The 19,231-nt window shown below is 71.9% G+C and carries 18 protein-coding genes; 8 read left to right on the forward strand and 10 right to left on the reverse strand.

All coding sequences use genetic code 11. The features are described 5' to 3' along the window. Positions 1 to 412: 412 nt before the first annotated feature. From AB0B63_RS20685 to AB0B63_RS20695, 3 genes are all read left to right on the forward strand, one after another. Positions 413 to 1,156: a GntR family transcriptional regulator gene (locus tag AB0B63_RS20685; protein WP_208570274.1), complete on the forward strand. Its 744-nt coding sequence runs from the start codon at positions 413 to 415 to the stop codon at positions 1,154 to 1,156. A gap of 93 nt (positions 1,157 to 1,249) precedes the next feature. After that, positions 1,250 to 1,819, forward strand: coding sequence for a DJ-1/PfpI family protein (locus tag AB0B63_RS20690; protein WP_208570275.1), 570 nt, complete (start codon positions 1,250 to 1,252; stop codon positions 1,817 to 1,819). A 19-nt stretch (positions 1,820 to 1,838) separates the two neighbouring features. Continuing rightward, complete coding sequence (locus AB0B63_RS20695; RefSeq protein ID WP_357021037.1) at positions 1,839 to 2,657, forward strand: alpha/beta hydrolase; 819 nt, start codon at positions 1,839 to 1,841, stop codon at positions 2,655 to 2,657. 164 nt (positions 2,658 to 2,821) lie between these two features. Here AB0B63_RS20695 and AB0B63_RS20700 read toward each other — a convergent pair whose 3' ends face one another. Both AB0B63_RS20700 and AB0B63_RS20705 read right to left on the reverse strand, forming a co-directional pair. After that, positions 2,822 to 4,012: a nucleotide-binding protein gene (locus tag AB0B63_RS20700; RefSeq protein ID WP_357021041.1), complete on the reverse strand. Its 1,191-nt coding sequence runs from the start codon at positions 4,010 to 4,012 to the stop codon at positions 2,822 to 2,824. Continuing rightward, positions 4,009 to 5,526 carry a hypothetical protein gene (locus AB0B63_RS20705; protein WP_357021045.1) on the reverse strand — a complete coding sequence of 506 codons (1,518 nt, stop codon included), beginning with the start codon at positions 5,524 to 5,526 and terminating at the stop codon, positions 4,009 to 4,011. Before AB0B63_RS20705 ends, AB0B63_RS20700 begins: the two co-directional genes overlap by 4 nt. Positions 5,527 to 5,552: 26 nt before the next feature. On the opposite strand from AB0B63_RS20705, the gene AB0B63_RS20710 reads away from it, so the two are divergent. Then, the gene (locus tag AB0B63_RS20710; RefSeq protein ID WP_357021048.1) at positions 5,553 to 7,127 is read left to right on the forward strand and encodes a hypothetical protein; all 1,575 of its coding nucleotides are present in this window, start codon (positions 5,553 to 5,555) and stop codon (positions 7,125 to 7,127) included. Between the two features lie 29 nt (positions 7,128 to 7,156). Here AB0B63_RS20710 and AB0B63_RS20715 read toward each other — a convergent pair whose 3' ends face one another. Beyond that, positions 7,157 to 8,044 carry a macro domain-containing protein gene (locus tag AB0B63_RS20715; RefSeq protein ID WP_208570280.1) on the reverse strand — a complete coding sequence of 296 codons (888 nt, stop codon included), beginning with the start codon at positions 8,042 to 8,044 and terminating at the stop codon, positions 7,157 to 7,159. A gap of 382 nt (positions 8,045 to 8,426) precedes the next feature. Here AB0B63_RS20715 and AB0B63_RS20720 point away from each other — a divergent pair, with 382 nt between their 5' ends. Both AB0B63_RS20720 and AB0B63_RS20725 read left to right on the forward strand, forming a co-directional pair. Continuing rightward, complete coding sequence (locus tag AB0B63_RS20720) at positions 8,427 to 8,963, forward strand: hypothetical protein (protein ID WP_357021052.1); 537 nt, start codon at positions 8,427 to 8,429, stop codon at positions 8,961 to 8,963. After that, positions 8,960 to 10,489 carry a hypothetical protein gene (locus tag AB0B63_RS20725; RefSeq protein WP_357021055.1) on the forward strand — a complete coding sequence of 510 codons (1,530 nt, stop codon included), beginning with the start codon at positions 8,960 to 8,962 and terminating at the stop codon, positions 10,487 to 10,489. The genes AB0B63_RS20720 and AB0B63_RS20725 overlap by 4 nt, the downstream gene beginning before the upstream one ends. Positions 10,490 to 10,635: 146 nt before the next feature. On the opposite strand, the gene AB0B63_RS20730 is transcribed toward AB0B63_RS20725, so the two are convergent. The 3 genes from AB0B63_RS20730 to AB0B63_RS20740 all read right to left on the reverse strand — a co-directional run bounded on the left by AB0B63_RS20730 (position 10,636) and on the right by AB0B63_RS20740 (position 12,920). Beyond that, entirely contained in the window at positions 10,636 to 11,286 is a 651-nt protein-coding gene (locus AB0B63_RS20730; protein ID WP_357021058.1) for a DUF4291 domain-containing protein, read from the reverse strand. Between the two features lie 435 nt (positions 11,287 to 11,721). Further along, positions 11,722 to 12,075 (reverse strand): hypothetical protein, encoded by a 354-nt coding sequence (locus tag AB0B63_RS20735; RefSeq protein WP_357021061.1) that lies wholly within the window; start codon positions 12,073 to 12,075, stop codon positions 11,722 to 11,724. A gap of 77 nt (positions 12,076 to 12,152) precedes the next feature. Then, positions 12,153 to 12,920, reverse strand: a complete 768-nt coding sequence (locus tag AB0B63_RS20740) for a hypothetical protein (RefSeq protein WP_357021064.1) — start codon at positions 12,918 to 12,920, stop codon at positions 12,153 to 12,155. An 88-nt stretch (positions 12,921 to 13,008) separates the two neighbouring features. On the opposite strand from AB0B63_RS20740, the gene AB0B63_RS20745 reads away from it, so the two are divergent. Then, a complete protein-coding gene (locus tag AB0B63_RS20745) occupies positions 13,009 to 13,194 on the forward strand; it encodes a hypothetical protein (RefSeq protein WP_357021067.1) in 186 nt (61 codons plus the stop codon). Between the two features lie 528 nt (positions 13,195 to 13,722). Here the strand turns inward: AB0B63_RS20745 and AB0B63_RS20750 are convergent. The 3 genes from AB0B63_RS20750 to AB0B63_RS20760 all read right to left on the reverse strand — a co-directional run bounded on the left by AB0B63_RS20750 (position 13,723) and on the right by AB0B63_RS20760 (position 15,748). Next, entirely contained in the window at positions 13,723 to 13,893 is a 171-nt protein-coding gene (locus AB0B63_RS20750; RefSeq protein WP_208570549.1) for a hypothetical protein, read from the reverse strand. A 135-nt stretch (positions 13,894 to 14,028) separates the two neighbouring features. Then, complete coding sequence (locus tag AB0B63_RS20755; RefSeq protein WP_357021071.1) at positions 14,029 to 14,727, reverse strand: M23 family metallopeptidase; 699 nt, start codon at positions 14,725 to 14,727, stop codon at positions 14,029 to 14,031. Positions 14,728 to 14,974: 247 nt separating this feature from the next. Beyond that, positions 14,975 to 15,748, reverse strand: a complete 774-nt coding sequence (locus AB0B63_RS20760) for an SDR family oxidoreductase (protein ID WP_357021074.1) — start codon at positions 15,746 to 15,748, stop codon at positions 14,975 to 14,977. A gap of 101 nt (positions 15,749 to 15,849) precedes the next feature. Between AB0B63_RS20760 and AB0B63_RS20765 the strand changes: the two genes are divergently transcribed. Then, positions 15,850 to 16,719, forward strand: a complete 870-nt coding sequence (locus AB0B63_RS20765) for a helix-turn-helix transcriptional regulator (RefSeq protein ID WP_357021077.1) — start codon at positions 15,850 to 15,852, stop codon at positions 16,717 to 16,719. A gap of 79 nt (positions 16,720 to 16,798) precedes the next feature. On the opposite strand, the gene AB0B63_RS20770 is transcribed toward AB0B63_RS20765, so the two are convergent. Further along, positions 16,799 to 19,231: a DUF4132 domain-containing protein gene (locus AB0B63_RS20770; RefSeq protein ID WP_357021079.1), complete on the reverse strand. Its 2,433-nt coding sequence runs from the start codon at positions 19,229 to 19,231 to the stop codon at positions 16,799 to 16,801.

Here is a 19,231-nt window from a genome sequence, read left to right on the forward strand (position 1 = left end):
GCTTCGGATGCCGCATGGGGGTTCCTGCTTTCTGGGGTGGTGGGGACTTCTAGAGCCTCGCTAGGTGCCTCGCCGAGCAGGTGCCGGGTCGTTTCAGGCGTGGTGCCGGTCCGGCGCGGTGGTCGACCCGTGGACGGTGGTCACGGACCGCCGCGACGTGCCGGTCGTCAGCTGTCGAGAAGGGGTACGTCGGCCCATCGGTGGCCCGGTGACGAAGCGGGCCGGACGTCGAGCATGCTCATGGGAGCTCCAGATGATCGAGTGGAGCGATGGCAGGCGTTACGGCGACGGTGCAGGATGACGGGCGTCCGTCACGTTTCCTATACGATCGGGTGGGGGGCGTCAGCATGTCGCAGCGTCGCGACTGATGTCAACAGGTTCCCGCAGGCGCAAGAGAGGACCCCACGTCACGATGGACGACGAAGCGACGGCCGCGCGGGGCCGTAGGGTCGTGCCGGGCGCAACGTCGCCGGGACGAGCTGGCGGCCGCCTTGCCGACGAGGTGTACGACACGCTGCTCGGACAGCTGATGTCGCTCCGGATCGAGCCCGGCTCCCGCGTCACGATCGACGTCCTGGCGCGCGAGCTGGGGGTCTCGCAGACGCCGATCCGGGACGCGCTGAACCGGATGGAGGCCGAGGGGCTGGTCGTGCGGGTGCCCCACGCCGGCTACCGCATCCCACCCCAGATCACCCGGCACCGCTTCGAGGACATGCTCGAGGTCCGCCTGCTGCTCGAACCGGCGGCGGCGCGCAGATCCGCCGAACGTGCCACCCTGGCGCAGGTCGCCGGCCTGCGGCGGATGCTGGAGGAGATGGCGGAGCTGGAGGGTGGCAGCGGACCCGCCGCCTACGGCGCGTTCGGGCTGCGCGACGCCGCCTTCCACGATCTCGTCGCGCAGAGCGCGGAGAACCAGGTCATCCGGGAGTCGCTCGCCCGGCTGCACAGCCACGTGCACCTGTTCCGGCTGCACCACGACACCCAGGTCACCCACCTGGCCATGGCCGAGCACGAGGACGTGGTGGCGGCGATCGCCGCGCGGGACCCCGACGCCGCCGCCTATGCGATGCGTCGGCACATCCTGCGCTCCGGCGAGCGTTTCCGGCGGCTGTTCGACGAGATCGAAGGCGCGGAGGCGATGGCCGTGCAGGCTTGACGGGCGGGCGGGGCGGAGGAATGCTAGCTCAATCGGATTGGATCGGATTGGATCGCGTCCACCTCACCGCCACCACATTGCGAGGAGAAGCAGATGCCCAGAGCGCTGCTCCTGACCGGCGACGCCGCCGAGGAACTCGACACCATGTATCCCTACTACCGCGTGCAGGAGGGCGGCTGGGACGTCGACGTCGCGTCACGCACGCTGCGTGACGTGCAACTGGTCATCCACGAGTTCGACCCCAACTCCGACGCCTACGTGGAGAAGAACGGCAGGAAACTGCCGGTCGACGTGCCCTGGGCCGAGGTCGACGTCGAACGCTACGACGCCCTCATCATCCCCGGCGGACGGGCACCCGAGTGGATCCGGGTCGACGCCGACGTCCGCCGCATCACCGAACACTTCTTCGCCCGCAACCTCCCCGTCGCGCTGGTCTGCCACGGCGCGCAGGTCCCCGCGGTGTACGGGCTGCTCAAGGGCCGCAAGACGGCCTGCTTCCCGCCCATCACCGGTGACATGGAGAACGCGGGCGCGACCGTCATCGACGCGCCCGACGTCGTCGACGGCAACCTCGTCTCCTGCCGGGGATGGCCCGACATGCCGCAGTTCGGCCGGGCGATGATGGAACTCTTCGCGAAGTCCGTCGACTCTCCCGCGGCGTGAGCGCACCCGGCCCGTCCCGATGACGACACCGCGGACGGTCACCGTCGACGGCTCTCCCGTCCACGTCTTCGACAGTGGCGTCGGGCCGGCGGTGCTGATGCTGCACGGCTCCGGACCCGGCACGACCGGGTCCGGAGCCTGGGCGGCGACGGCCCAGGCCCTGGGCCCGTCCTGGCGCATGCTCGCCCCTGACCATGCCGGGTTCGGCGGCACCCCCGCCCCGGCGGGCTCCCGGGGTGGACTCCGGCTGTGGACCCGGCAGGCCGCTGGACTGATGGATGCGCTCGGTATCGAGCACTACGCCGTGGTGGGCCACTCCATGGGCGGGGCCGTGGCGCTGGCCCTGGCGGCCGCGTACCCCCGGCAGGTCACCCGGGTCGTGGCGGTCTCGACGATGGGTGCCCCCGGGGCACCGCTGTCGGCCGACCTCGACGCGCTCTGGGCCGCCCCCGCCGGCCCGGTCGGGGCACGGGACATGCTCAGTCGACTCTTCCTCGACCAGACGCTGGTGACCGACGAGGCCGTCGCCGCCCGCGCGGACGCGATGCGGGCGGGAGCCGCCGCGTACGCGGCGTTGTTCCCGCCGCCCCGGGCGCGCTGGGTCGACGACCTCACCCTCGGGGCGCGGACGCTGGCCGCGATCCGCGCACCCGTCCTGCTCGTCCACGGTGCCGATGACCGGGTCACCCCGCTCGCGACGGCGACCCGACCCCTGCTCGACCACCTGGCCGACGTGCGTCTGCACGTGTTCGGCCGCTGCGGACACGTGCCGGCGATCGAGCACCCGCACGAGTTCCGGCACCTGCTGTCGTGCTTCCTCAACCCGGACCGGACGTAACGCGCCGGCCGTCGCGGCAGGTCCCCCGCCCCGGCGGGCAGGTGACGCGGCCCCTGTCGGGTGCCGCCGCGCACAGCCTGAGGTGCCACGGGGATCACCGATGTCGCATCGTCGTGCGCAAACGACCGGCCTCCGGATCCGGCAACAGGGTGCCGGTGTGCCGGTCAGGCCGGGCGGCGGGTGAAGGTGTCGAGCCCTTCGAACCGGGTCGGACGCCGCCACTCGGTGCCCCGGTCGTCGACGACGCAACCGGCCCGGCGAAGCCGCTCCACGAGTTTCGCCCGGGACGGCTCGCGGCCGTCGAAGTCGATGTAGTTGATCCCGCCGAGATCGGCGATCGGCCGGATCGCCCCGGCCCGGACGATGACCGTCCGGTCGGCGAAACCGTACAGGGCGCCGCCCAGCTCAATCAGGACGTTGGGTCGGGGCTGGCCGGCCGGGGTCAGTTCGTGGCCGTCCTCCTGATCGCGACGCAGATTGGGATGTAGGTGGACCACGTCGTCCGGGGTCAGCAGCACGACGACGGCCTGCGCCCGGGACAGCCCTTCGCGGATCACCTCGTGTAGGACCGGTGCGGGTCCCCGGTCTGCCGCCGCGACCAGCGACTCCCATTCCATCGGGCGCAGGCCGAGGAGGCTGAGCAGCTCGAACATCCGCCCGACGAAGGCGTCGTCGCGGCCGTGGACGACGAAGACCCGCTGACGGTGCTCGTGGGGGGTGTCCGGGGCGTCGGGCAACGCCGCCGACAGCGCGGCTGCCGAAGGGGCACGGGCGACCAACCGGAATCCGCGTCGGGCGTTCGCCGCGCGGAGGTTGACGCCGGTGCCGGTCCATTCGACCAGGCCGATTTCGTGCAGGCGCAGCGCCACCGCCGCGAACTCGGTCAGAGTCAACTCGTCCCGGACATCTGCGGGCAGCGCTGCGTACAGGGCCGCCACGCTCTGCGGGTCGCCGCTGGCCGCCGCCGCGCACAGCCGGGCGTGCACGACCACGTCAGCCTCGGCGACCTCGACCTGCTCGACGTGCAGCAGCGCCCCGGCGGCCAGGCCGAGCAGTACCCCGGGCAGCGAGCCGACGTCCAGCAGTTGGAGCACCGCCGCGCCGACCAGGCCGGTCACCGCCGAGACGGCGACCGCCGGGAGAAGGTTGACGCGCCAAGCCCCCGACCGCATCTCGAACGCCGCCAGCGGATGATCCTGCTCGATCAGTCCGCGCATCCACACGCGGGTGTCGTCCGGATCGAGACCGAGGGTGTCGCCGAGCCGGTTGACCGATGCGGCGTCCACCAGGATCGTGCCATCGACGGTTGGCTCCGTCGCGCCGAGCAGGGCCAGTGGCCAGGAGTGGGCGGTCACTCGACAGCGTCCTGGTCGAACACGTGCCAGGTGTCGAAGACCCTGGTGAGAACGGCGTTAACGACGCTCGCCTCAGTGCTCAGGAGCGCGCCGTCGATCACCAACCGCTCACCATGCCGTTGCCGGAGCCGCTCCACGAGTACCGACACTCCCACCTTGCCTCCCACCGCGAGGAAACGCAGCCCGGGTCGGCGGTCGATCGCGAACACCGCCAACCACAGCTCGACGCCACCGAACGGCGAGTCGAGCGGCGTCGGCGCCAGCCGGACGGTGGCGCCCTGCCTGAGCCAGTCGGCTACGTGCCAAGCTACCGGAAGATCCATCAACACGAGGACCGGCGAGGACCGCCGCAGCAGCGCGTCGGCCTCCGGGGCGGCGAGCGTGAGGTGGGTGGTCAGCGCCACGACCGGCACCGGTCCGAGCCACGTCTGCACCTCACCGGGTGTCATGCCGTCCGGCAGCAGTCCGAGCCGTACGACCGGTTCCGTTCCACCGCCGTCGATCAGAGCCGCCACCAGATCGGGCAACGGAGGCGTCGCCGGAAGCCGGAACTGTTTGGCCAGTACGTCTCGCCTCATCCAGACGGCGCAGACGAATGACCCACCGAAGGACCGGTTGGCCTGCTCGGCATCGGTCAGGATGCTGACCTCGGCGGGCAGCCGATCGCGCAGGACGACCTTCTGCCGGTCGTATTCGAGGCCGTCGTCGAGCAGCGGACGCCGTCCGGTCACGATGTTCAGCCGGGCCGCCAAGTCGGTGTCCACTGCGCCGACCGCAGCCCGCAGCGCCTCGGCCACCTCAGCCTGGTCGGCCCACGCGACCGACGGCAGGCCGACCCGGTCCAGGACGTGCCGCGCGTGCTCGTACGTGGCCCGCATCAGCTCCCTTTCCGGAGCGCCGGCCAGGTCCCGCACCATCCGGCCGAGCTCAGGACCGGCGCGGGCGGCGCGGAACCGATCCAGCCGGACGTCCGGGGTGAGGTCGTCTGCCGCCAGGTGCTCCCGGGAGAGGCGGCGGAACCCGCTGGAGATCAGGGTCGAGACGCCGGCAGGCGCCATGCAGCAGCGCAGCACCGCGGCCGCGACCGTGGCCCGCCGGGGCTCGGGCACGCCGGGACCGGCGAGTCGCAGGCCGGTCTCCAGGTGTCCTGTGTAGTCGGTGTTGTCGGACAACAGCCGCCGGGTGAGATCGACGCCGACCACGCCGGCCGCCAGGGTGGTAGCGAACACCTCGTGGACCTGCCGGGACCGGACGACCATCTCGTGAAACACCTCGCGGAGCCGGTAGCGGGACACCCCCCGCCCGGACAGCCGGGCGGACAGCGCGGCGACCAGTCCGTAGCCGGTGGAACTCTGTAGCTCGTGGTGGAGCCCCTCGTGGGTCTCGACCAGCAGTTGTTCGTCGTCACCGCGGATCTGGGGCGCGGCGATCGACCACGATCCCGCACCGTCGTACCCGCCGAGCAGCACGGCGGCCAGGCCGTCCCGCGAACAGGCGAAGGTCTGGGGGATCACCGGTCACCAAGGTGCATCATCGATACATGGCCGGCGAAACCCTGAGCTGCGGACGAGATCACCTCTCCGATGTCCTTCGCTTCGATCAGTACGGCGCCTATGACGGGTCGGACAGTTGGGTCCTGACGATGGGAAGCCTGACCGGGCCGGCCCAGGTGTCCATGACAGAGTTGCACGAGGCGCTCCATCACGAGTTGCAACGGTCGTCCGGATGGGGGCTGCTGGCGACCGGTGCGGGAATTCTAGCCCGCTCCGGATTCCGGCGGCACGCGCTGCGCGAGGTCTTTCTGCGTCTGGTCGACCAGTCGAGAGACAGCCACGAGACGTACGCGACGACACTCTCCGCCATCGTGACCGGTGTCGACGCCGCACGCGAACTGCTGGTCGGTAACCGCGAGTACCTGGCGTACCTGGATCGAGGGCTTGCCCTCGTCGACGTGGCGGGCGACTGGCCCTGGCAGTTTCGGATCAGCGCCATCGACGCGGTGCTGCGAGTCTGCATGCGCCCTGCGATGTCACTCGACCTGGTGCACCGCGGGTTCCGCCAACTCGCCGGTGACGACGTGGCGGCTGGCCGGGACAGCCCGGACCGGCGTCTGGCGGTGTTCGAGCAGACAGGCGGGCCGCAGTCCTGGACACAACTGTTCGCGGCGGTGCGCGCCGAGTTCCCGGACCGGGGCGGTGACGACGGCGCGGCACGTCCGAGGGCCGGCTCGCCGGGATTCGAGCGGCTGCGCCAGTTCGAGGAGGAGGTCCTCGGTCCCCGATGCCACGCCCATGTGTGCGAGGTCCTGGACCGGGCCGGCCTCGGCTCGGTCGGGTCCCACCAGCAGTCCGCGCTGGCCACCGCCTACCGGGACGCCGTCGCCGAGGTCGACCCGGAGACAGCTGCGTTGATCACGGTGGCCCGGGAGCGTCTGGCGGCGCACGAGGACGGGCTCGAACTACACCGGCAGCGGGTTCTGCTCCGGGCGCCGCTGACCGCCGAGTTCGCCTCCGTCGCGGAGTCGGCCGGCGGCGGGGACCATGTCTGTGGGCTCTGGCTGGACGGCGCGGTGGCGAAGGGCCAGTTCATGTTCGGCGAGCAGGCCGTGCCGGAGCGGTTCGCCGCGATCGCCAGCGTGAGCGGTGCCACGATCCGGTTCGGGCTACTGCCCGACGGGGCTACGCCGACGCAGTGCCAGGGCATGGTGGCGAACCGGCCGCTACTGGCCCTGACCACCCATCACACGCTGGCCCGGCACGGTGACCTGCTGGCAATGCTGCAAACCGTCGAGCCGGTGTTCGTGTTGATGGACCTGCCGGTGGAGCGGCATGTCGCGCAGTGGACGGCCAGCGGGATCCTGGTTCGCACGGCAACCCGCGACATCGGCGACGTCACCTTGCTGATGCTCGCAGTCACCCGCAACCACCCGTTCCGATTCCTGTGTATCGGCACCCCGGCAGGCATGTATCTGCTCGCCGACCGCCTCCGCCGCCGCCATCCCGGGCAGGTCGTGCTGGAGCCGACGCTGCTGGAGGAGCACCCGGCGGCGACCGGCTTCGCTGTGAACTTCGTCCTGAACGCCTGGCACCTGCTCAAACAGGGGGGCCCGACCTGACGTCCGGGCCTTCGACCGCCGTCCCCCGGTCACAGAGCCCGGAGAAAGGCCCGGACCTCAAGAAGATTCACGGAGTGCAGGTCGTCGGGATGAACGATGATGCGTAGCTCCCGGCAGATCGGCGTCTTTCGGGACCGCGCCAGGAAAGAGATGAGAATCAACTTCAGCAGGGACTCGCGGTCGAGCTGATCGATGCGCGCCAGCCCCGAACCGATGATGGGCATCGCGAGCGGGCGTCGTTCGGCGCGCTCGTAGACGGCGTCCCAGAGCCGGTTCAGGCTGACCCACATATCGTCCACTGACGAGCGCGGCACGAGGTCGTTGCCGAGACGGCTGTACGCCACGGCGAAGATCTGCTGCCCCGGCCGGCCGGCGACGGCAACTGTGCCGATCGGGTACCGTTTGCGCTTGCCGGGCTTGCTCCCGGGTGGCTCTGTCGCGATCGGTGCCGCACGCCGCAGGGCGGCTGCCAGTTCCTGGTCGAGACGCCGCTGGTCGTCACCGTAGCGCCGGTGCAGAAGCTGCCCCTGCACGGCGGCACCACTGATGATGCGGTCGTCGCCCACCGCCGTGTCGAAGGTGTCGGTGAAGCCGACCACGAGGTGGGTCTCCTGCTCGAACAGGTCGCCGACCTCGACCCGGACCGTGGTGTCCGGCGTGCTGAACTCGCGCTCGATCCGGGAGCGGGGATAGGCCTGGGCGACAGCCCAGGCGAAGCAGCAGAAAAGAGTGACGGCCGTGACGGCGACTGGCGCCGGGAATGCCTGGTTGAAGAACATCTGCCCGAGGAACTGCACCACTGCCGACACCAGGCCGACGGCCGCGAGAAAGTGAGCGAGCAGGGTGCGTAGTCCACGGCGGGTGCGGAAGATCGCGCGGCTGGCACAAGCCGGGCCGACAACCGAGAGCTTCTTCATGATGACATTGTGTTCAGCTCGCACCAACGGTTGCCCTGCCGTGGTCGCTGGGGCCGCCATGGCACGGGAGGCCGAACCGGCGGAGCCGAAACCAGGGGCACCGTTCAGTCGAAGGTGCACCATAGGAGACCAGTCGTCTTCGACCCGGCGCGCCGGCCGTCGGCAACGGGCACCGGTGCGGGGGAAGTCTCTGTCGGCATCTAGACACCGTCGCCGCCGCACCGGCCGGAAACCACCGTGACCTCGGCCGACACGTCCACCCCCCGTCGCGGCGAGCGCGCGGCCCCGGTCGCGATCGTGGGACAGTTCTGGTCGCTCGGCCGGAGCGCTCGGCCGACGACCGCCTACCGCAAACGTTCATCGAAATCTGGGGAATCAGAGCATGAGTGCCGACTCGGACTGGGGCGACTTCCTGACCACCGACACGCCGATCGGGGACACCACCCTGACCGAGGCGGTGGTGGCGCTACCGGAACCCTCGGCGTCCATCGTGGAAGGTGAGATCAGCGGCGCGGTCGGCGACCAGGACTGGTCGAACTGGCACGCGGACAGCGGTGACGACTGGGCCGACTCCGCCCAGGACTGGGCCGACTACGCCGTGGAGAACGCCGCCGCCGGCAATATCGACGTCGCCGAGAGCGCCATGGCGCGGGCGGCCGACCACGCCGACATCGCCGAGAACAACTACACGGTCTCCGCCGACTACTCCGACGCCGTCGTGGACCACGTGGAGACCGCAGCCGCCGAGGTCGACTGGGCCACCAGCGGCACCGACACCAGCACCTCCTACGACACCAGCACGTACGACGCGACCTCCTACGACACCAGCACGTCGTACGACACCTCATACGACGCCGGGGGCTACGACGCCGCCGGGTCCAGCTTCGACACCAGCGTCTCCTACGACGTAGCGGAATGAGCTGGGCTGACACCGGGGGACCCGGAGCCGTGCCGCCGGTCGTCGCGGCCGGGCTGGAGCCCGGCCGGCTGGCCGCCGGCGCGCAACGGCGGCTCGGTGCCCCGCCGAGCGTGGCCCGCCAGCAACTGCTGCGCAGTCTCCGTGACCTCGCCTTCGAGCTGAAGACCGAGCAACTCAGCCTGCTGGAGGCGGTACGCGGCTCCCGCCTCGGTGGCGTCACCCTCTCGCCGACCCAGGTGCCGGTACAGCTGCGCATCACCCTGGAGGCCGACGGCCCAGGGGCACTGGTGGGCGTGCTGCTGGTCGACCGATGGCCGGGCCGGCTGGGGCGGAACTGGGGCGTGACCTCGGTGTACGTCGGTCTCTTCGAGTCCGTGCTGAGCGCCTTCGACGGCGTACTCGGTCGGCTCGACCCGGCGGCGGCCACCTCGTTCAGCCCATGGTGGCGGCAGACGGGCCCGGGTGACGTGGCGATGATGCAGCACGCCGCCGGCTTGGCCAACCGCGCGCAGGCGGCACTGTCCCGGCACGCTGGCCGGCTGCTCGACGGCGACGGGCAGGCGCACCGGCAGGCGGTCGTCACCCGTACCGGCGGCGCGACCTTCACCTTCGAGACGGCCGACGCCGTTGCCGAGGTCCCTGCCAACCTGGCCGACGGCATGCTGATGGTCGGCACGCTGATCGTCAGCCGGCCGGGCGGTATGCCGCCGAAGCTCGTCGGGCAGGTGCAGTCGCTGGTGTTCCGGGTCGAGGAACGCCTCGCGGCGGGCGGGGCCGACCGGATCACCGTCGAGCCGGCGGACGTGCCGGCGGTGACGTTCCTGCACCAGCAGGCCCGGCTACGTGGACTGCTGCCGGTGCGGACCCTGCGCACCTGCACCACCTGCCGGCTGGAGAAGGTCGCCAACCCCGAGCTGGAACGCATGCAGGAGCGCACTCGACGGACCCGGGACCTGGCCAGCAGCATCGGCGGGCTGGTCACGCCCTACGTGCTCGCCGGCCGGCTGGTGCAGCTCAACAACAAGGGCCCCAAGTTCGCCTGCCCCCGCTGCCAGGGGATGGACGCCGACGAGACGGTGGTGACCTACTGCCAGAAGTGCGGTGACCGCCGCGCCGAGACCGCACTGCGCACCTGCCCGAAGTGTCAGTTCGACTTCCGCAGCCTGATCGGCGGGGAGCAGGTCTGGCGGCCCCGGGTTGCCGTACCGGCGCTCCCGGGGCCGCAGCCCACCGACCACCGGCCACCGGCGGCGCGGCCTGCCACCCCACCGATGGACGCCCCGGGTGTCCCGGCCGAGCCCGGCGTGGCCCGGCCCGTGGTCGGCGTCGCGGCTGCGCCCCCACCGGGCGGCGGCGCTCCACCCGTGGCCGGGGTCACCGCTCCACCCGCCGCCGGGGCGCACGGTCCGGGCCCGTCCGCCGCGCCGCCGTCCTCGGTACGCCCATCCGCCGGGCAGCCGCCACCGGGCTACCGGCCCGACCCGGAGGCGGACCAGTGGCCCCGGCCGCCGGGTTTTCCGCCCTGAGCCGGACGTGACGCCTGGCGCCCGTCGGGGGCGGTCCGGGCCCGCGGTGGAGCACCGTGCGCCCCGGGCCAGGGGAGCACGGCGCGGCGGCGGCCGAAGCCGCCGGAACGTCGGCGGTTGATCTGCTGCGGCCAGGCCGCAGGGCGTCAGTTGCCCCTGGCGGTGCCGTCGAGCGGGACTCCCGGCGCAGCGGCGACATCGGGGCTGGCGGCGAGGCCGACGGCGATCCGGTCCGGGAGCGGATAGCCGCGCTCGGCGGGCAGGCGTGCTGCCGCTGCCTGCTCGTCACCCCGGCGCAGCAGGTCCCGGATCTGCTCGACGGCGGGGGTGACGTCCTCGACGGCGACGATCCAGTCGTCGACGTACCGGTGGACGGCCTCGCCGGACAGCCCGACCTGTAGCGACCGGTACGGCAACGCGGTCAGACGCAGCGACCGCTCCGGGTCCCACTGCACCCGGACCGGGCTGGTCTTCACCTGCTGCGCCCAGGTCGCCGCGTCGCCGTGCAGGTCACGGTCGTAGTGGCTCAGGCAGGCGTGTGCCAGCGCCCACTCGAAACCCGCCCGGGTGATCTCGATGGACAGCACGCGTTCCTGCCCGGGCTTGGTGGCCCAGCCGCAGCGGTACATCATCCACAGGAACGACGGTTTGATCCACGTCATCCGGTCCCGTTTGAAGGGGGCCACGAAACGTCCGGCGGACACCGCCGGCAGCGCGATCTGCGGTGGGTACGCCTGGTACACGGTGATCGTCGTGGTCGAGTAGCGAGCACGGATCTGACGTACGGGTACGGACATCCGCCGATCCTCGACGATCAGGAACCGGCAGGTCCACCGGATTCGCGCCCCACCGAGCCGCACCCTCCCCAGTGGACCGTGTCGTCGCGCCGATCGCCTCCACCACGGAGGGTGTCTGTTGATCGCACTTTGCGTAATGAAAGCCCGCGTCGGCTGATCGAGGAGGGCACGGATACGGCGATGGCGGCGTACGTTGAGGTCTGCCGAGCAGGTGGCTGCGTTGGTCACGCTGGTCACGCTGGTCACGCTGATCGTGGGGGTCGTGGCGGCCATGCCGCCCTACCGCACGCCCGGCAAGGAAAGCCAGTCGGGTTCCTGGTGACGGTGGTGTCCGGCCAGCTGCTCACCTGGACCGCTGTGACACGCAACGACAAGCCCGGCAACTGCTGAAGGTGCCGGTGCCACCTTCCCCCGGCACCCCTGCCGCGTCCGCCCTCAACGACCCTCACCCGGATGGCGGCTGCGGGTCAGGAGGTAGCCGGCATAGGCGGCCAGCGCCACGGCCGCCACCGTCGCCGTCGGACCGACCAGCGTGCGGGCGCTCTCGCGGGACCCCATCGCGGCCCCCGAGGAACGGTCGGCCAGCAGCGACCAGCGGGACCGCCACGACAGGGCCGACCCGACCGAGAGTGCCGACCCGATGGACAGGACGGATCCGGTGGAGCCGACGCTGCCGACGGAGGCGATCGAGCCGACGCTGCCGATGGACAGCACCGAGCCCCGCGACCCGATCGACAGCACCGAGTCGGTGGACCACAACGACAGCCGCGACGATCCGGTGGAGGTCATGGGAGCATTGTCGCGCATCCCGGTCGCACCCGAGGACCGTTCGGACCCCGGTCGGTACGTGGGGAGACCGCGTGCTGCTAGGCGTCCGGTCGCGGCACCCACCAGTCACCCAGTGACTGGTGCAGGATCAGCAGCACGGCACCGATCAGCACCGACGCGAGGGCGCCGACGCCGAAGCCGAGCACGCCCCGGTCCCGTGGGTACGTCGGGCTCCGCGTGGTCACCGCCGCCGCGGACCTTGACCACGGGTGGTCCCGGGCCATCCAGAACAGCAGTCCGAGGCCGTACGGGGCGAAGCAGATCAGCCAGAACCAGAACCACCGGGTGCCCCGGACCGGAGCCGGGCCGGCGGCGACGACGACGAGAGCGACGACCGCGACGAGGAGGCCGGTCCCGCTGACGACGGTCATCGGTGAGTGGACGTCACCGGCGCGGTGTTCGAGCCCGGCGACCCGCAGTTCCTGCGCGATACCGACGGCACCGGGTCCGGAGTAGCTCTCCTGCTCGACGGTCCCGGTGGTGCTCACCTGTCCGAACCGGTCGGTGTTCGTCCAGTGCACCCGCCCGTCGGGCGTTCTCCACGTGAACAGCGGCCCGGAGGTGCCGGAGGCCCACAGGGTGGCGGAGCCGAACCAGGGTGGCGAACGGTCCACCTGCCACCGGTCACCCCACTGGTACGCGACCACCCGGCCCGCGACCACGTCCGCCCTGGCCCGGTCGTAGCCCTGCTCGCGCGGAGCGGTCCACCACGTCGTCGCCGCCCCGAGCAGCCACAGCAGGACCAGGGCGATCCGCAACGCGCCCCACCACCGGCCGGACGACACGCCGGGCACACCCTGACTCATGGGCGCAGTGTCCCAGGCCCGCGCCAGTTTCGGGAGTCGATGCGTGGTGCGGTCAGCGGGTGATGCCGAGGGTGGCGATCAGGTCCTCGTGGAGTTCGAACCAGACGTGGTGGCACGAGTCGACCTGCACACCGGTGATCCACACCGGATCGTCGCCGGCCCGGGTGAGCGCCCGGGTGCACCGGTCGTGGTAGCCGGCGAAGCGGGCCAGGCACGCGGTCAGGTGTCGTTCGAGGTCGCGGAGTTCGTCGGCGAGACCGGCGAGGTGACGTAGCGTCCCGGTGGCCTCGCCCGGTCGCAGCTGCCAGGCGGTGAGGACCCGGGTCGCCCGGCCGCAGCTGCCAGGCGGTGAGGACCCGGGTCGCCCGGCCGTTGAAGGTCAGGAAGAGTTCGTGGGTGCCGGCGACGGTGCCGTGGGCGCGGACACGGTCGAGTTCGGCGCGCAGTTGCGCCTCGTTGCGCCGGCGTCCGCCGTGGTGAGCGACCATCCGGCCTGCTCGGCGAAGGACGATCTGCCGACCCAGCCGGACGGGCCGCACCCGGTCCGTAACCCTGGGAAGCTCGAAGGGTGGCGGCGCGGTCCCACCGGTCGGAGTCGCTGACCCACGCCCCCGTCGGCGCGGCGGCGGGGGCGTCGACATCACGTCTGCGCCCCCCGACCGTCGCCCGCGCCGGCCGGGACGTGAGCAAAGCGGCCGGGACGTGACCGAAGGCTACCGGGACGTGACCGAAGGTGACCGGGACGTGACCGGCGGCGGCCGGTGGAGGTCCGCACGAGCGGCCGGCCCGTCCGCGCTCGCCGTCAGGCCGGCTCGGGCACGCCGCCCGGCTCGCCGTCGTCGGGCATCGGCTCGACCGGTGCCTCCGGCAGCTCACCGGGCGTATCGGGGAGGAGCTCGCCGGCGTCGTCCGGCACCGGCTCACCGGGGTCCAGGGGTGGGTAGACGTCGGGGTCGAGGTCTGGATTTGTCATCGGGCAATTATCCGCCATGGTCGCATCGGGCGCCCACCTGCCTCGGCCCACCCTTCATGGTCGTCCCGGTCCGCCTTCGGCGGGGACGACGGCGGCGCGGGCGGACGGCCGGTGACCGGGAGATCCCGGGCCAGCTCAGCCGATGCCGTCGACCGCGGCCCGGAGCGCGTTGATCGACGGGTCCCAGCTGAAGTTCAGCACGGGAAGGCCGGCGGCGGCGGCGTTGCTGTCGCCACCCAGGACCACCGCCCGCGGCTTACCGGTCCCCTGGGGGACTATGAGGTACCAGCTACCTTTCACGTTCGCGATGAACACCTCGTCTACCTCCTGGTCCGGCGGGTTCGGGTTGGCGACGTCTCCGACGTGGTTCTCGAAGTCCACCGTCGCGGAGAAGTTCGTCGGGCTTGCGGTGTTCAGCCAGAGACTCGTGTGCACGTGCGGTCCGACACCCTGGTCGCTGCCGTTCGCCGAGGAACCGGAGTACGCGATCGGTTGGCCTCGTGACACCCGTTGACCGACGGAGACGGTGATCGTCGACAGGTGCAGGTGCCGGCTGTAGTTGCCGTCGTCGTGGGCCATTCCCACGACGCGCCCGGTGGCGGTGGCGGTGTCGGTCTTCACGAAGCGGATCGTGCCGTTCGCCGCGGCCATGACGGGAGTGCCGGTGCCGACCGCGTAGTCGGTGCCCGGCTCACCCGAGGGCGGCGTCCGGTTGCGGTGGTCCTGCCAGGAGCTGGAAATCCGGACGTTTCCGCACGGTCGCAGGTAGCCGCCAGCAGCCCGGGCGGAGTCGGGCAGCAGCGCGAAGGCGGCCGACAAGCCGGATGCCGCCAACGCGGCCCCCGTGATGAAGCCCCGCCTCGACAGCCTCCGCAGATAGGCGACGCCACCGAGATCCTCGGGCCGCGGAGCGCCGGCCCCGGCGCTCGGCGGAGGGTCAGGGTGCGGCTCACCACTGAGGATCATCAATGTAACCTAAGGTCATCTCTGTTGCGGGGCAAGGGATTCGCCCCGATCGTTTCGGAGCGTCGATGACCTTCCGGCGAGCACACCCGGCGTCTTCGGGCCTGCGTGACGGCACTCAACCGGGACGGGTCGCCGTGATACCTCCGTCGACGGCGATCTCCGCGCCGTGGATGTAGCCGGCCTGCTCCGAGAGCAGCCAGGCCACCGCGTCGGCGGTCTCGTCGGGGGTCCCGGGTCGTCCGGCGGGGGTGCCGGCGGTCATCCGGGCGATGACGTCGCCGTCGCCGGCGTTGATCGGGGTACGCGTCGCCCCGGGGGAGACGGTGTTGACCCGTACCCCGTGGGGACCGAACTCCGCGGCCCAACTGCGGGCGAGTTGGATCTCCGCGGCCTTGGTCGCCGAGTACAGCCCGACGAAGGGGTGCCCGACGTGGGCCATCCACGAGCCGATGACCACGATCGCGCCGTGGCCGCGTGCCGCCATCACCGGAGCCAGGGCGGCGGTCAGGACGTGCGGAGCGCGGACGTTGACCGCGAGCGTGGCCTCCAGGTCGGTGTCGGTGAGGCGTACGGTGTCGACGGCCGGGCACAGCGCGGCGTTGTGGACCAGCGCGTCCAGGTGCCCACCGGCGGCCTCGGTGGCGGCGCGGGCGAAGTCCCGCAGCGCTCCGGGCGGGCCGGTCAGGTCGGAGGCGACGAACACGGCGTGTCCGCCGGTGCCCTCGATGTCGGCGACGACGGCGGCACCACGGGTCCGATCGCGGCCGGTGACGACGACGCGCCATCCCCGCGCCGCCAGTATCCGGGCGGTGGCGGCACCGATGCCGCTGGTGGAGCCGGTGATCAGGACGGTGCGGATCTGCGCGGCAGGAGTCTCGGGGTGTGTCATGGTCACCATCCCAGGGCAGGCACGCGGCCCGCACCAGGGCGTGTGCTGCCTGGTCACCGCATGACCAGGCTCGCGTCGAGGTCCGCTCCTACACTGGGTGGGTGCCTGCCGACCGCGCTGCCCTGGGGGCGTTCCTACGGTCTCGGCGGGACCGCCTGACCCCCGCCCAGGCCGGCATCGAGGCATTCCCCGGCCCACGGCGGGTGCCGGGTCTACGCAAGGAGGAACTCGCCGTGCTCGCCGGGCTGAGCCCGGACCACTACAGCCGCCTGGAACAGGGACGCCAGCACGTCGTCACCGACGAGGTGGTGCAGGCGTTGTCGCGGGCGCTGCAGCTCGACGAGATCGAACGTGCCCACCTGCGGGATCTGGCCGCGCCGACGTCGCGGCGGCGGTGGGCGGGGCCGGAGGTCGCGCAGCGACCCGACCCGGGGATGCTGCGCCTGATGGGAGCGCTGAGCCACGTCCCGGTGCTGCTGCTGGGACGCCGTACGCAGGTGCTGGCGCGCAACGGGCTGTTGAGCGCGGTGCTGGGGTCAGCCGCCGAACCGGGGTCGTCGTTCGCGCGGTGGCTGTTCCTGGACCCCGACGCGCGGGTGCGGATCGTCAACTGGGCCGACTTCGCCGCCGCCGCGGTCGGAGCGCTGCGCTACGAGGTGGGACGCCACCCCGACGACCGGCGACTCGTCGAGCTGGTGCAGGAGCTGCGGGACGGCGATCCCGACGTGGCGCAGTGGTGGGACGACCAGCGGGTCACCTTCCGTACCTCGCTGACCAAGCAACTGGCCCACCCGACGGCCGGAACGCTCAGCTTCGGCATCGAATCCGTCGTCGGGCCGCACGATCCCGAGCAACGTCTGGTCGTCTACACCGTCGAACCCGACTCACCCACGGCGCGGGTGCTGCCCCTGCTGGCCAGCTGGACAACCGAGCCGCAGGCGGCACCCGGTGCGGGCCAATCCACCACCTGAACGAGCCGCCGGCTGATCGGCACAGGCGCGGTGAACGCGGCGATGCGGCGAGAACGACGTCGGGGCCCGCCCCGCCCGGTCATCGGGCGAGCTGCCGCACCACCGTGGGGTCGGTGATCGCGTCGTCGGCGGCGAGCATGATCGCCTTCGACAGGATCATCGACAACATCGGGTCGTCCTCGAACGGCAGGTGCAGCCGGCCGGTGCCCCCGCGTGCGGGGACGATGCACAGGTACGCGTCGTGGGGCTCCATCAGGATGTTGCCGGAGCCGAGGTGGATGCGGTAGCCGCGCAGGTTCCCGCGTACGTGCAGGTAGCGGTCCGTGAGGGTGACCCGGTCGGCGATGGTCAGGCGGGGGAGCAACCGGGCCAGGGCGTCGCGGCGGATCTCCGCCGACGGGGTCAGTGCCCCGACCACGGTCCGGTGCCAGTAGTCCCGGAACCGGTCCTCGCCCCGGTCGGCCCACTGCGGGTCGGTGGCGATGGAGGTGACGCCGACGAACAGGTCCACGTCCCGCATCGCCTCGGTGAACACCAGCGGCGGCACCTCCGCGACCGACACGGGTCGCCAGGTCGTGCCGTCGGAGCGGGCGAAACGCACCTGATCGGTGGCACAGTGGTCGACGTCGTAGTTGCGGGAATCGTCCGTGCCGACCAGGTGGTGGTGGAAGGACGCCCGCCACGCACCGCCGCCGAAGAGCTTCGTGGCTTCGCTGTCGTACCCGCCGTCCCAGGTGCCCAGGTAGCCGGCCTGCCAGCCGCGGGCGCGCATGAGCGCGTTCGCCTGGCGGTAGCGCAGGATGTGCGCGGCGAACCGGTTGGAGTAGGAACCGGTCCGCTCCTCGGCCGGTGTGAGCAGGTAGACCTCGCGGAACGCCTGCTTGAACGGCTGCGTCAGGCCCGTGACGAGCACCCGGTCACGCCAGGCGAGGGCCTCGTCCGTCCCGGCGCGGACAGGGTGCCACAACCGGACCCGGCCCCCGCGTGCCGGCCGCCCGTCGAGACCGACGACCACCCACCCGTCGGCGTCCTCGCGGGGCAGGCCCGCCGACCAGTCGTACCCGTCGGTGCTGGTCTCCCAGAGCAGCCGCCGCCCGTACGCCCCGGTGACCGGGTGGTCCAGGAAGCGGGACACCCAGTCCGGGTACGCCCAGGTGCGCTCCTCGGACAGCAGCGCCTCCACCCGTTGGCGCTCGGCGGTCAGCGTCGCGTTGACGGCCTTCACCGAGTCGCGTAGCTGTTTCAGCTCGTCGGCGTGCGTCTCCTTGAGCACCGCGGGAACGCCCTTGAGCCCGACGCCGCCACGGGCGAAGGTCAGGCGGGCCTGCTCACCCTCGATCCGCACCGTCGCCTCGTACGGGCCGACCGGGGTCCGCCGGGTCCCGGCCGGGTCGAGCCCGTGGTCGTCGACGGCGAGTTCCAGCACCTCGCTCAGCGACCACCCCCGCAGAGCGCCGAGGCGGGTCAGCGCGGTGTGCACCCGAGCGCGTACCGCCTTGTTCTTCACGGTCACCGCGAGCCGTGCCAGGGTCCGCAGCGGCGTCTCACCGTCGCGCCCGGCGAGCAGTTGCACGGCCGCGATCGCGGTGCGCTGGGCATGCGGGAAACCCGCCGCCTGGCGGGGTGCTGCCGAGGCGGCAGCGGTGACCCGGGCCAGCAGGTCCGTCGCCGCCGCGTCCGACTCCCGCGACAACGCCCACACCAGGCCCCGCAGGAGGCGGTCCGAGTCGTCGTGCACCGGGTGCCGGTGGGCGGCGAACACCTCCAGGATCGTACGGACCGCCCTCCTCCCGTCGGGGGCGGTCGTGAGCTGCTGGTCCAGGCCGCGCAGCCATCTCGCCGGTGCGGCCGGCCTGCCGAGCGAGGCACAGTGCACCAGCAACCCGGGCACGCCCGGCGCGGCGAGGACGTCCCCCAGGTCGGCGCGGACGAGCGGACCGAACTCGTCCCCCTGGTGCAGCAACCACGACGGCACACGGCTACCCGTGGCACGGTCGAGCGCCTCCCCGATCAGCGTGACGACCCCACGTCGGGGGCCGGCCGTCGGGAAGTTGCTGGCGGCGAGCTCGTCGAACAGGCCCGAGAGCACCGGCGCGAGATCGGCCAGGTCGGCGGGAGCCAGGTGCGCGGCAATCGCCGCCGGCAACTCCAGGCGGACGCCGAGGTCGTAGTCGAGACCCTGTCCGACAACCTCCAGACACCACAGAAGATCCGCCCGGGTCCAGTCGTGCTCACCGTCGGCGAGACTCCGTACGACGTCGTTCAGCACCGACGGCATCGAACTGGCCACCACCTCCCGGTGCATGGCCAGCGCCGCACAGCGGCGAAGCTCGGACGGCCACGACCCGGTGACGGCCCACTGCGGGGTGCGGGTCACCGACGACGTCCAGTGGTGGGTGCTCGCCAGCCGGAGCAGCGGCCGAACCTGGGCATCGGCTTCGGCGACCCCGGTCTCCACCCGCCGGCGATCCGCCGCGCCCAGCGGGGGCAGCAGCAGTGCCCAGTCAGCCAC

Source organism: Micromonospora sp. NPDC049081 (assembly GCF_040648835.1).
GTDB classification, from domain to species: Bacteria; Actinomycetota; Actinomycetes; order Mycobacteriales; family Micromonosporaceae; genus Micromonospora; species Micromonospora antibiotica.